Origin of the sequence: Shewanella sp. SM95, assembly GCF_025653595.1 — a bacterium.
Lineage (GTDB): Bacteria > Pseudomonadota > Gammaproteobacteria > Enterobacterales > Shewanellaceae > Shewanella > Shewanella oncorhynchi.
This window is the reverse complement of sequence record NZ_JAKKSE010000015.1, coordinates 67,104-80,552: the sequence shown is the minus strand read 5'-3', so window position 1 is coordinate 80,552 and position 13,449 is coordinate 67,104. Positions and strand designations below refer to the sequence as shown.

Here is a 13,449-nt window from a genome sequence, read left to right as displayed (position 1 = left end):
GCTTGCTTCTAGATCGCTGCTCGGCATGCATGGTTAAGAGGTTTTTGATTCGCAAATGAATATTTGGTTTGTTGCAGTCAGTGGCGAATATGCTTTCAATTGAAAACAGATACCTATCAAAAGTGATAGTGCAGTAGCTACAATCGATTACTGAATGTAGGAGATTAACAAGGCTGACTGTGAGTTATGTGTAACGGGCATTGAACACATTGAGCAAACATAAATTGGTTGAGTTGCAGAGTACGAAGATAAAGACAAAGCTGCGTCCCAAAGTCATTCATCAAGAATTTTTAGTAGTGAATAATGAAAAGTAAAACGAATATACAACAAGCAGCAGAATTGATCAGGCCAATAGCGGAACCACATGTGCCAGATGGTTCAACGATTGAAGCTGTTGTTGATCAGTGGTTACATGCCATAGCTACCAATAGCGATTTTTACTGTAACCAATCAGTTACTAATTCGAATAAACTGAAATTATCGGTTATTTCAGCACTGCAAGTTAATGATTTATATGTGAATCGAGAATCTTTCTATGAGGCGATTTTCGTTGACTTGAAGCTCAAACCTGCAAAAGATGCTGTGTTTCGTTTTATTGACCTATTTGCTGGCATTGGTGGTGTAAGGCTAGGTTTTCAGCAGGCAGGGGGGGCATGTGTCTTTTCGTCTGAATTTGATAAGCATGCGCAATTAACATACAAAAAAAATCACGGTGAGTTTCCTTTTGGGGACATAACACTTATTTCGCCTGAAGAAATTCCTGATCATGATGTATTACTTGCTGGGTTTCCTTGCCAGCCTTTTTCTCATGCGGGTTTAAAGCTCGGTATCGAGGATACAAGAGGAACATTATTTCATGATATTGCCAAAATTATTGAAAAGAAAAAGCCTAGGTTTGCTTTGCTTGAGAATGTGAAAGGTCTTATCAGTCATGATAAAGGCTACACCCTTAAAGTCGTGTTAAAAACTCTTACTAGAATAGGTTATAGCTGTAATATTCCAAGAGAAATCATTGAGCATGGTACGACTAAAGAGATTCAAACTCTGGCCAAAGAAATGGTATTGAAATCAGTCGATTTTGGCATACCTCAAAATCGACAAAGAATCTATATTGTTCTTTGGAAAGATGGTGAACTTGAGAAGTTTGAATATCCAAAAGCAATCAATGTCGACACAAGAGTTGGTGATATATTAGATGTCGAACCTGATGAGAGTTTAACTATTTCTGATCGTCTTTGGGAAGGCCACCAACGCCGAAAAGTGCAGAATAAGATAAACGGTAAAGGTTTTGGGTATGGTTTAGTTTCGGTAGATTCAGCTTATACAAATACAATTTCTGCAAGATATTATAAAGACGGTAGTGAAATTTTAATTGACCAGGGCAATAAAAACCCTAGAAAAATTAGTCCTAGAGAAGCGGCAAGATTACAAGGGTTCCCAGAAGAATTTGAACCAAGTGACTCTAAAGTGCAGGCATATAAGCAGTTTGGTAATAGTGTTACAGTCGATGTTATAACTGCAGTAGCACTTCAGTTAGTAAGAAACATTAATTAAGGGAACAATATGTTGAAGCCTCTAAATACAATTTCCATAGAAAAGCCTTTAGTATTTGAGACGAGTTTAGCTGATTATAAATTATCAAAAGATGCTCAAGAAAGCTTAGCTGCGGAAATGGGAAAACTGGGCTATGGATTTAACTTCTATACTTCATATGCAATTACTGATAAAGCAAAGGCAGATAAACCTGCTAATTATGCCCTTATTCCTAATCAATATTTTGTTTTTGCTGCAAAAATGCATGTGCTAGCAATAGAGTTATATAAATATTTTGAAATATACGATCGTCTGAAACCATATGTTAGTCAGTTGCTTGGTAATAGTGAACAGATTGAGGAATATATTAGATCCAATGTGGAAATAAGCGATGCTTTTGAAAATGATGCTGATATTGTTCTTTTTGCTAAGTTTTTAGATAAAGACAGTTCTGAGTTCCGTCTTGGCTCAAAAAGATTGATTAATGATCAAGGAGAGGGAAGAGGGTCTAAAGATTGTTTTGGTTCAGTTATATTAAAGGAAATTAATTTACCCGATGTATCATCTAGTATCTTCGGACGTCTTGTTTTTGACCTGAGTGCTAACCCTTCTGTTTACAATAAGCTCGTCCAAACATATTCAGTTTTTAAGCCTGATAATATAGTAAAAGAAGGTGTGTTGTATAACGGTTCTCGAATGGATTTACCGGCAAATACTTTTCAGAAGCTATCTAAGCCGTTCCTCCTTCTTGCGGGTATCTCGGGAACTGGTAAAAGCCGTTTTGTACGAAAACAAGCGCAGTATAGTGGCGATGGTAAAACTAATTTTGAGTTAGTATCAGTGCGACCAGACTGGCATGAGCCTAGCGATTTATTGGGCTATATTTCACGTTTAAATAGTGATGGCGTTGAATACGTGGTGACTAACGTCTTAAAGTTTATGGTTAAGGCGTGGTTGAATATCGTTGAGAATGTTGATGCAGATAGCTGGTCACAGAAACCTTTTTCTCAGATTAGTCCATTTTGGCTGTGTCTGGATGAAATGAACCTTGCTCCGGTGGAACAATATTTCGCAGATTATTTATCTGTCATTGAAACTCGGGAATGGAAAGACGGTGAATATAGTTGCGACCCCTTGTTGAAGAAGGATGTATTTGAGCAACTTAAAGAACCTGCACTAACTAAGTTACAACAAGATCTAGGATTAAAAGATCATGATGATCTGTGGAAATATTTTATAAATCATGGTATTGCAATACCATTTAACCTAATTGTAGCCGGTACGGTTAACATGGATGAAACTACTCATGGTTTTTCTCGTAAGGTGATTGATCGTGCCTTAAGCTTCGATTTTGGTGAGTTCTTCCCCAACGCCGTTGAGGAATTTTTTGATGAAACTCTAAAGCCTAAAGCCTTGAGTTATCCATTATTTAGTCACGCTAAATTTGAGCAATTTGAGACAGTAGCCGCTGATAGTGATGCCGTTAAAACTAAAGCATTCTTCAATACCATGAATAGCGTGCTAAAAAATACGCCTTTTGAGTTGGCGTATCGTGCTTTTAATGAGCTGTGTTTAGCGGTAATCAGTTTTGCCCCTAAAGATGATATTGAGTTAGCCGCTGTATTCGATGACTTCTTAATGTGTAAAGTGTTGCCGCGCATCGAAGGGGATGATGACAAGTTAATGGGGAGTGCGGGACAAAATATTTTAGAACAGTTAAGTTCTGTATTGGAATCGCAATTGGCTGTTATCTGGGATCAAGAACGACCGGATTTACTTCGCGAGAAACGTGGTTTTCCTGACGATGTGATTTCAATACCATGTCGTTCGCGTGCAAAGTTAGCCAGGATGAATCAGTTGTTAGCTCGTGGCTTTACTTCTTTTTGGCCTTAAATCGCGCAGTTTATTTTTAGGTGGTAATAAATAATGGCTAAAAATAACCGCGAAACTATCTGTTTTAAGCACTGTGATTTTGAGCTTTACGTTTCTTGTGAAGAGTTAGGTGTCCCAAGAAAAAAGTTAGCTCATACTTATGCTCAACGAGGACTTGCACAACCAGTTGACGAAGAAATTGCTGTTTTGGTTGATGGTAAGCCTGTGCTGATTGATACCGGTGATGAGCTTCGTCGACCGTTCTTTTTTGAAAACCGCCAGTATTGGTTTGAAGTGGCGTTTTCGGATCATGTTGAGCCTGACTCTGCATTGGTTAGCCATAAATATCGTTTAATCGAAGAAAGCTTTACTGTCAGCCCAAGAAGTGGCGTATTACAGGCCATGATCAATTTTGGTAATGATGTAGGTAGATGCGTTTTTAAGATTAACTACACAGTTAGCAGTGTGCGTAAATCCGTGCCAGTGGAATTTACAGTATTGGCGACCAAAATGGTTCAGAGCCAAGATTTAGGTTTGATGAACCAGCAAATTGATACGGTTTATCCTCTGTGGCGCTATGCCATTAGCAGTAAAACAACTCAATCACAGGGACAATCGATAAAGCAGCCCGAGAAGTTTGAGTTGTTTTGGTTAGCTCAATTTGAACGCTTAAAGGATGAGTTTGAACAAGGTTTAAAGCGGATTTTATATGCACCTCACAATCGCTTACAGTCGTTTACGGTGCAGCAAAAATTAGACCGTATAAACAAAAAACTGAACGCTAAACAACAAGAGCATGCTAAGGAGTTAATTGAGTCCAAACGCTTATCGACTCGTATGCGTATTAGTCATCAGCGTTTAAATGTTGATACACCTGAAAACCGCTTTATCAAAATGGTGTTAAAGCGAACTAAAATTAACCTATCACAATTTATTCAAGCCTTGGCTAAATTTGACGCCAAAGCATCAGTATCTTTTTGTCAAAGTTTGCAGGATTGGCAAGATCAAATCGGTAAATTTTCAAAACATCAGTTGTGGCAAGAAGTCGGACAGTTTGAAGGACAAAGCTCCGAATCGAAGGTGCTACAGCAAGGAGCTGGATATTCGAAAGTGTATAAAGTTTGGCAGCAACTTAAACATTATCTGAATCAAACAAATGGAGATGCACTGTTATCGATTAAGTCAGTTGCTGATATTTATGAGGTGTGGTGTTTTTTAGAGGTAAAATCGATTATTGAGGCATTAGGCTTTGTTGAAAAAGAGCATAAACTGAGTCGTTTAAAGCAAGTTCAGTTTGAGCGGCAGTTTCGTGATGATGAAATGGCGGCCGCATTTGTCTATTTTCGCCAAAGCGATGGTATGACAATTGAGTTAGCCCATGAGCCATCATTCACACCAAAAGGTGAAGTGAATCGTACTTGGTTGGCAAATCAGCGACCCGATATCGTGTTACGGGTGACACTGTCTAACAATGAGTCATTTTTTATCCTTTTCGATGCTAAATATCGTATCGATACCAAACCTTTGACTCAGCAAGATGGTGTCCCTGAAGATGCTATTAATCAAATGCACCGTTATCGTGACGCGATTATTCATCAGCAAACAATGGCGAATGAAAGGCCGCTAAAAAGCCGTCCTGTAATGGGAGCATTTGCTTTGTATCCTGGTTTTTTCGACCAAACTACTCAGCAAAATCCTTACGATGAGGCTATTAAAGAGATTGGTATTGGTGCATTTGCTTTATTACCATCTGCGGAATCATCAAATTCGCACAATCAATGGTTGCTAAGCTACTTAACGAATAAGTTAGGTGTCAAAGCAAGTTACCCGGATCCTCGATCAAATGATTATTACTTTGTTGAGGACTCAGCACGGATAGCGCCATATGGCGGCAATTTGGTTCGTCACTATGGGTTGACAATGGTGGCGCCGATAAATGAGATTGGACGTGATGCTAGCTATTTAACGCAGGCAAATACAGGTAAATTGTTGGGCTACCATACTCAGCTTTTGGCGACTAATCGGCAGAATGTTCATCGCAATATTGTGCGTGAAGTTCGCTACCTGTTACTGACAGTACGTGTTAATCCATCAGACCCAAATCAATTGGGTAAATTTCTATATCGTGTTGCGAATGTAAAGTTACTACCAAGGCATGATATTGATCGGCAGTTAACTGGAAAGCTCAGTAATGACAATCACCATTATTGGGTGTTTGATTTTGTTGGTGAGCCTGAAGTGTTAACAACGCCAATCGTAAAACCGTATTCTGAAAACTTTCAATTTAAGCTTACTAAAGCAGAGTATTTGCAACAAATTAGCCACTGGGATGATGTGAAAGAAGCTTATCAGCTCTATACCGACCTAGACTTGAATTGGTAATACATTGGCATTCAGTTGCAGTTTTATCTGCTCTAGATAATCAATCAGTTCACTGGGTTGTTCGAATTCAAGCTGCAGTGTTGGCTGAGAAGCGGTACGGATTTCTGGGTGTAGATTGTCGCCGTCATTTACGGCCGAAATGATGGTGTAGCGGGGATAATCTTCTTCGCGACAGATGGGGTTGGCATAGTCTACCCAAAGAATAAAGTAGTCGCTTTTTAGCTTGAAATAAAAGCTTGGACACATGTCATTTTGATAGTTTTTGTCGATAAGGAATGGGTATTGGCTCAGGTCGAAACCAAGATCAAATTCATAGCCAAATGTTTGATGATAAGCGCTCATATTTCTGCCTTAAATAGTCAGCTAGACTGACTATCATTATAGTTGAGTAGGCTGTTTAATGTGCTGTTTTATTTGGCTTAAGTCCGTTTTAAGTTAGTCTTTTTTAGCTTTGTGGTTGTATTCGTTATAACCCTTTTTTAAAGCTGTTTTTATCGTTAACCCTATCTAATCATTGCCCAATCTCTTTACTAACAACTCCATCAAAAACGCTATCAATACACTCACCTTAGTCGGCAAATGTTTTCGCTGTGGATAAACCGCATAAATGCCATGTTCGGGGAGGGGATGGTCTGTGAGCAAGGCTTGTAGGCGGCCTTCTTGTAAGTCGGCGTCGACCATGAAACGGGGCAGGTTGGCTATGCCTAGACCATCGAGTGTGGCTTGGTGGATAGCGTCACTATTATTAACTTGGTAATTGCCGAGTGGCTGGATGCGAGTGGGGCCCTGCGGGCTTAAGAAGGTCCATTCAACACCATCACGAAAATATGAGTAGAACAAACAGTTATGTTGGCTGAGTTGCTGCGGCGTTTGTGGCGCAGCGTGGCGAGCAAGATACTCGGGTGAGGCGCAAATGACACTTAAACAAGGGGCGATTTTACGGGCAATCAGGCTGGAATCTGGTAGCTCGCCGATGCGAATTGCCAGATCGAATCCGCCAGCAATTAAATCGGTTGTCTTATCATCCATCTGCATTTGCAGCTGTATTTTCGGGTAACGGCGCAGAAACTCGGGGATTAAAGGGGCGATATGTAAGCGGCCAAATACCATAGGAACTGCGATGCGCAGACTGCCCTGAGGCGCTTGTTGTAGCTCAGAAATGGCGTCCAAGCCGTCTGCTGCGAGTTTAACGGCAGGACGAACATAGTCAAAATAGCGGGCGCCCGCTTCGGTAAGACTTAAGCTGCGAGTGGTACGGTGCAAAAGTTGAATACCCAGACTTTGTTCTAATAGGGTAATGCGTTTACTCACAGCCGATTTACTTAGTCCAAGCTTTTGACTGGCCAGCGAAAAGCTACCGCATTCCACTACAGTGACAAAGATAGGTAGTGCTGAAAAGTGCTCCATGGTGTCCTTAGATTATCGCGTTCCCCTGCCATTATTGTTGATGATACCTCAACAGTCAGTTTTTATTATCGTGGTTATCATCGCCCTTGATGCAAGGTAGACTAATGCACTTGCTGATTGCGGGTGTCGACTGTGAAGCCTAGTTATTTTCACTCTCATCGCTCATGTTTATCGCTTATCTTGATTACTGCTAGGTAGTTAGCCACAGTGTTGCCGCAATCGCCGATGTACCATTCTCTATGCCACTGAACGGCATGGGATGGGTCTTAGCTATTTTGTCAGAAAGAGAGTTCCTATGTCCTTGCCTTACCAATGGATTTTGTTCGATGCCGATGAAACCCTATTTTATTTCGATGCTTTAAAAGGGCTTAAGTTGATGTTTAGTGAGTTTGGGGTCGATTTTACCCAAGCCGATTTTGACGAGTATCAGTTAGTTAACAAACCACTTTGGGTTGATTATCAAGATGGCAAGATAACTGCCGCCGAGTTGCAAACCATACGTTTCGAACCTTGGGCAGCCAAATTATCTGTCACGGCCATGACGCTCAATAGTGCATTTTTATCAGCAATGGCCGAAATTTGTTCGCCGCTACCTGGTGCTCGCGAGTTATTAGCCGCGCTGCAAGGTAAAGCTAAACTAGGCATCATCACCAACGGTTTCACTGAACTACAAACCGTGCGATTAGAGCGTACAGGCTTGCAGCATCATTTTGATATTTTAGTGATTTCAGAAAAAGTCGGCATAGCTAAACCCGATGTAGGTATCTTCGAGCACGCCTTCGAACTCATGGGCCATCCTGAGCGCGATGCTGTGCTCATGGTCGGCGATAACCCGCATTCAGATATCCAAGGCGGCATCAATGCCGGTATTCATACTTGTTGGTATAACGTCCACGGCCACGATGTGCCCGCCGGTATCGTCCCGCACTATCAAGTGAGCTCGCACCAAGAGCTGCAAAAAATCCTGTTACCGTAAACAATTGTTCACTGAGCCTCGCTCAGCACTTCGCACTCGATATTAGTGAATCAGAGTGAGTGCTTTAACTGATATTCTCTCAGTGTCATAAAATACAAAAAGCCCTTATATTAAGGGCTTTTTGGTATCTAAAACACGTTAACTATCATCACTCTACGTTTTGGATCTGAATGTTGATTGGTAATTTTATTTTATTTAAAATCAATAATTTGATTATATTTTTACGTTTGTTTTTTGGTTTTAGTAACCGATTTAGTAACCACTTTGTTGTCGTTAACATGCTTGATTCTAAATAATGCGGCTTAATATATAGGTTCTAATAAACAACCCCATATACGCCCGTAGCACAACTTTGGCAGATATCATCATCGAACATATGCCCTGCATTCATAGACTCATTACAGTGCTTACACTTTCCACGGGCAATCTTACTATCGTGGATAGCTTTTGCTGCAGACTTAACCTGTCGCGGTGTAGAACTAAGAGCCATTTTCCGTTGAATAACCCATTCAAAGCTCGGTTCATGCGGATGCGGCCAAGTGATTAAACCAATGGAGATGGCTATGTAATCGTCAAATATATCGATACTTATATCTTTATTATATAAGGAGCTTGTGACTTTATCGGATAGAACATCAAAGTGTTGTTCCACAAACCTGCCGCAAGCGCTGTAGGCACATGTGGCCGTTCCATCTTGAGACTTAAAATTGGCATCAATTAATTTATTGCACTTAGTGCAGATAAAGAATGCTGGTGACTGGTCTATTGCCCGCGTTACCGCTTTTAGACTGTGCGTTAACCTTTTAGGGTTCACGCCAATTTTGTGGTGGATTAGCTTATCAAAATAACCATTATTACACCGGACATGTGCTGTTACGATGAAATCCTCATCAAGATGAACGGTATAAATAGGTCTATTAGGTAACGTAATCGAACCCTTTAGAGAAAGGTCATTGCAATCTAGTGTTGGAGACTCTCTCACTTTGCTGTTCTTCGTTTCAGAGCCGTAAATGTGATACGAATTCCACTCAAAAGATTTGAAAGGGCTGCCTATTTCATCAAGCAGTGCCATCGTTTCTATTGGTATTATTAAATCCATTAAAACCAGATAGCGGTCAATTAAATCCGGACGCCCAGTAAAGCAGATGGCGTTTTGCTCTAGCAGTGATTCAATAGTTGGAATGCAATCGAGATCCATGGCAGCGCCTCTTAAAAATTAACCTACAACAGAATAATCTCATCACTGAAATTATCTTCGACCCTTTTCCCATCGCATAATACTGAGTAGATAGAACAATCTAACAGATTTTTCTCAGTATCTAGGGAACCAATAAATTCTGTCGATAAAATGCAGTCGCCATCAGAAATCATCAGGATATCTGCCTTAATAAAGTCTTCATCATTCTTGATTATTTCCAACGCACGTTTTAATGGTGTCTCAAAATCAGTGCCGCCACCAAAACTTTGTTGTAAGAAGCTCAGTAAACCAGACGAGTTGTTTACTTCATTCATTGAAAACTCTTTTAACTCACCATTTGAGCCAAAAAGCAGTACATGGAGTGATCGTTGCTCTTGCTTGAGAATGTTCGCTATGGCCAGCAATGAGGCTTTAGCTTTTAATAATGGCGCACCAGCCATGCTGCCCGAAGTATCTAAACAAGCCACAACTGGGCCCGTTCTTTTTTGACTAGTTTGTTGCTCTTCACCATTAATATAAGTGACGCCTTGAAGTTCGTAAGTTAGTAAGTTGTGTTCCAACAGTCTTGCATAAAACAGTACTTCTAACGTTTCATCTTCAAGGTTTACCAGCTCACTTGGGAGCATTCGCATCAAATCATTGCTTCTATGAGTACCATGAACTTCGTTTTTACTCGCCTCTGGGATTTTAGTCGCTTTCTTTTTCTCTTCCGAAATATAGATTCGCCCCATTTTATGAGCAAGGTCTTTAATTCGTTGATTATCATGTAATAGTCTAGCTAATACAGTGAAATCATCCTGACTATTAATAATGTCTGTATAGGAAAAATTAGCGCCTGGGCATTTAGCTAGAAACTCTTTAACCTCCTCGTATTTATCAGAAATCTGCGTCAGAGTGCTATTGAGTGAAGTTAGCTTGTTTGTGATGTGTTGAGGTATATTTTCGTCTTCCAATTCGCTTTGGTAATCTTGTAGCTCATTGAGTTCAGAGCGGATAAGTTCAATACTTTTTTCATTCAGCGGCAGATGTTGGAAATACTGTTCTTGTGTTGGCCAATCAGGTTCAGTCACTGGATTTTTAGCTAGAGAGTTGTCCCAATCCCATAAGCGCCACTTCGTCGCGCCTAATTGCTTGCGTGCGGTATTTTTAAGCTCTGCGAGGGTCGGTTCCCATGTTTCAATTGGCACTAGCGATGTGATAGCACTAAAGCCCTTTTCTATAAGGCTACTGTCTTGTAGCACTTGGTCAGCATAATTTACACATTTAGCCGAAAACTGATGGCAGTTTTTAAACACAAGGCCATAAAAGGCTCTCTCACTAATATGAAGATCTGCTCCATGAGCCACGCTTGAATGCCCAACAGCACCATATTTATTACAGGAAACATAAATTTTACGGCCTAATGTACTCTTAGATGTAAAATCGGCTGCGTCACTATAACTAACAGAGCTTTCCGCTATACCATCGACGATGATATTAGATATCTTCCCATCATCGACATAAATGCCAGAATGCTCTATTGCGACCCATAAGTCGCAATACAAAGCACTTCCTGGCACAGGGATAATGGAGTCTCTAAATGTGCTATCGACAAAATACTTAATTGCCTTTACGACAATCGAAAAATTGGCTTTTCGCATATTATACAGGCAGTTAAGCGTGTCATAAACAGCATTAAGCATTGCAGCTCCTTTATAGCCAAATATTGGCTTTGACCTGAATAGTGAGTAAATCTAAGTTGCTAATTGCGCTCCCGCTTTCAGAGTTCGATAAAATTTCAGCATTGATACCAACTTTTCGTAGAAATGGTAAGTTAGTGTCTTCATCCCATTGCCATACTTGTTCAAAGTCCCAATTTAAGGTGTGCTCAAAGAAATATTGGTTAAATTGCGTGGCTGAGACAGCTCTTCCATCCTTGCCATCAAGATCATTTTTTCTGTTGTATATTTCAACACTATCAATAGAGGCATTAGAATTTACGATACTTCTATAGTCTAAAGAGCTATATATACCTGAGTTAATTTGTATATTGTCACTTATCTCTACAGGGCCTAGGGCGCAAGCTGTAATTTGGCTACAACAAAGTTCATCTGCTAATCCATTGAAATGCCAATCCCCTCCTAGTTCGTTAGGACGCCTTAATTTCCCCGTGACCAAGCAGCGTGTGACTTCACAGCCATCGAGAGTATAAGCTAAACCGCACTTAGCCGGAGACTCGCAATAATTATATTGATAGTCAACTAGTATTAAACAGTCTGAAATTTTGCATCCTCTAATACTATTGGTTAGCAAGTCATCACTTTGTTCGATTAGAAATGAACCTGTTAGGCACTGTGTAATAAAGCAATTATCAGCAAATTCCCCGATTAAGCTTGATCCCGTTCTGCAAGTATTAAAATGACAATCTCTCGCATCACCTCCAATAAAGTTTTTGATACTTTCTGATGATTCAAACTCACAAGATATAGCATTATTCATTACCATTTTTTGATTTGTTTTACAGTTTTTCACCTTGCTTTCTTTAATGTTTTCTGTCAACGCCATCCCGAGCAAAGTTAATTCCTTCACACTGGATGATGACGTTATTTCCAGAAAAAGTGCTGCATCATTTCCTTTAACGAGATTAAGTCCGCCGTCATAGTGGCCTATTAATGAAATCGGAGTCCAGGTATTGAAGTCCGTACAGTCAATGTCTTTTGTTTGCTTAAAATAATAGCCTTTCAGACCAATCTCAGGACGTAATAACCCTAGCAATTCATCAGGGTTGTGAATCAATAATGGATCACTTTCAGTACCGCAACCTTTATACCCTTTTATTATATTTATATTACTTGGTGGTAGAGTTTTTTTGGTTTCTTCTCTATCTATACTTTTGGGGTTATTCTTTTTCTCTCCTAAAAAATTATGTAACTTTAATGCCTCTAGGACTATTTTTCGTATTTTTTCAGCATTATCCGGATGATTCCATAAACAATCTTTAAGGAGTAATAAATCAGAAAGATCTACTTCACTTCGGTCATTGGTTGCGGCAGATACTCGGAGTAACTTGATAACTTTGGTAAAACGACGATCTGACAATACTTCACGGCGGTCTTCTTTAAAAGTGTCTTTATGTTTTTCCCAGATTTCTAATATGGCCTTTCTAATTTCAGCAGAAATAGTGATGTTTTTAATGGTATCATTCAGCCAATTTAAATCTTCTTGGGTGAGCGGGTCCTGAATTTCTACTTCTTCAATTAAATCAAAAAAGTGCAGTAACTTATTAGCACTAATATAATCAACAAAGCTTCTGATTAAAAATCTATCGTAGAGAGCACTAAGCTCTTCTTGCCCTGTAGGTAGTTCATTTGATGCAGCGATTAATGCTCTCAACGGGACTTTTACTGCTTCAGTACCATTATGATAAATACGCTCATTCATGATGGTGAGGAGTGCATTGAGAATGGATGAGCTGGCTTTAAACACTTCGTCCAGAAAGGCTATTTTCACCGAAGGTAAATACCCATCTGTATTACGCTTAAATCGGTCAGCTTTTAACTCGCTTATTGAGAGAGGGCCAAATATTTCTTCAGGTGTAGAAAACTTAGTTAACAGATATTCAAAGTAGGTTGTTGTATCTGCTAGATTATTTTCATTAAAAATTTTAGATATGCGTCTAGCTACAAGGCTTTTTGCGGTGCCAGGAGGGCCAATCAACAAGATGTTTTCGCCCGCTAGGATGGAAAGTAAAGCTGATTTCATTGTCGCTTCACGGTCAACTAATCCATGATTAAGTTGCTCTAAAAGTAATGCTAATTTGGCTTTTATCTTTGTCATATCAATGACATCCATGTAATGAAAACAAAAAATGGGGATTTAACTGTTTTGTATTGACGATGCTAACACGGGCAACAAATATCGACCAGTGGCCAATCTTATTTAATACCTTGCTAAACAACCATTTACAGGTTTTACGAGTTGGAGGTCTTGATTACTCAGTTCACTACTTTTTGGACGAATAGAAAAGCGGCTTGGCTGTAGCCTTTTACAGGACAGCCTCATTCGCTTGAATATTAGAATCTTATCTTTTTGATCTCTATAT

General features: G+C 39.8%; 9 protein-coding genes. 4 read left to right on the top strand and 5 right to left on the bottom strand.

Going from position 1 to position 13,449, the window contains the following annotated elements; all coding sequences use genetic code 11:
• The first annotated feature begins 303 nt into the window (after nucleotides 1–303).
• Genes L5M29_RS15880 through L5M29_RS15870 form a run of 3 tightly spaced genes read left to right on the top strand, consistent with a single transcriptional unit; the run spans nucleotide 304 to nucleotide 5,787 of the window.
• Nucleotides 304–1,554, top strand: coding sequence for a DNA cytosine methyltransferase (locus L5M29_RS15880; RefSeq protein ID WP_263168704.1), 1,251 nt, complete (start codon nucleotides 304–306; stop codon nucleotides 1,552–1,554).
• Nucleotides 1,555–1,563: 9 nt separating this feature from the next.
• The gene (locus L5M29_RS15875; protein WP_263168702.1) at nucleotides 1,564–3,426 is read left to right on the top strand and encodes an McrB family protein; all 1,863 of its coding nucleotides are present in this window, start codon (nucleotides 1,564–1,566) and stop codon (nucleotides 3,424–3,426) included.
• Nucleotides 3,427–3,459: 33 nt separating this feature from the next.
• Nucleotides 3,460–5,787 (top strand): restriction endonuclease-like protein, encoded by a 2,328-nt coding sequence (locus L5M29_RS15870; protein WP_263168700.1) that lies wholly within the window; start codon nucleotides 3,460–3,462, stop codon nucleotides 5,785–5,787.
• On the opposite strand, the gene L5M29_RS15865 is transcribed toward L5M29_RS15870, so the two are convergent.
• Together L5M29_RS15865 and L5M29_RS15860 are read right to left on the bottom strand one after the other, a co-directional pair.
• Nucleotides 5,770–6,129 carry a hypothetical protein gene (locus L5M29_RS15865; RefSeq protein WP_263168699.1) on the bottom strand — a complete coding sequence of 120 codons (360 nt, stop codon included), beginning with the start codon at nucleotides 6,127–6,129 and terminating at the stop codon, nucleotides 5,770–5,772. The two genes, L5M29_RS15870 and L5M29_RS15865, sit on opposite strands and share 18 nt — an antisense overlap.
• A gap of 165 nt (nucleotides 6,130–6,294) precedes the next feature.
• The gene (locus tag L5M29_RS15860) at nucleotides 6,295–7,194 is read right to left on the bottom strand and encodes a LysR family transcriptional regulator (protein ID WP_263168697.1); all 900 of its coding nucleotides are present in this window, start codon (nucleotides 7,192–7,194) and stop codon (nucleotides 6,295–6,297) included.
• 295 nt (nucleotides 7,195–7,489) lie between these two features.
• On the opposite strand from L5M29_RS15860, the gene yjjG reads away from it, so the two are divergent.
• Nucleotides 7,490–8,170: a pyrimidine 5'-nucleotidase gene (gene yjjG, locus L5M29_RS15855; protein WP_263168696.1), complete on the top strand. Its 681-nt coding sequence runs from the start codon at nucleotides 7,490–7,492 to the stop codon at nucleotides 8,168–8,170.
• A 316-nt stretch (nucleotides 8,171–8,486) separates the two neighbouring features.
• Here the strand turns inward: yjjG and L5M29_RS15850 are convergent, their stop codons facing one another.
• From L5M29_RS15850 to L5M29_RS15840, 3 genes are read right to left on the bottom strand one after another with little or no spacing between them, the layout of a single operon-like run.
• Nucleotides 8,487–9,368: a hypothetical protein gene (locus L5M29_RS15850; RefSeq protein ID WP_263168694.1), complete on the bottom strand. Its 882-nt coding sequence runs from the start codon at nucleotides 9,366–9,368 to the stop codon at nucleotides 8,487–8,489.
• Nucleotides 9,369–9,391: 23 nt separating this feature from the next.
• Nucleotides 9,392–11,050 (bottom strand): VWA domain-containing protein, encoded by a 1,659-nt coding sequence (locus L5M29_RS15845; RefSeq protein WP_263168691.1) that lies wholly within the window; start codon nucleotides 11,048–11,050, stop codon nucleotides 9,392–9,394.
• Nucleotides 11,051–11,060: 10 nt separating this feature from the next.
• Nucleotides 11,061–13,184 (bottom strand): AAA family ATPase, encoded by a 2,124-nt coding sequence (locus L5M29_RS15840; protein WP_263168689.1) that lies wholly within the window; start codon nucleotides 13,182–13,184, stop codon nucleotides 11,061–11,063.
• Nucleotides 13,185–13,449 lie beyond the last annotated feature (265 nt).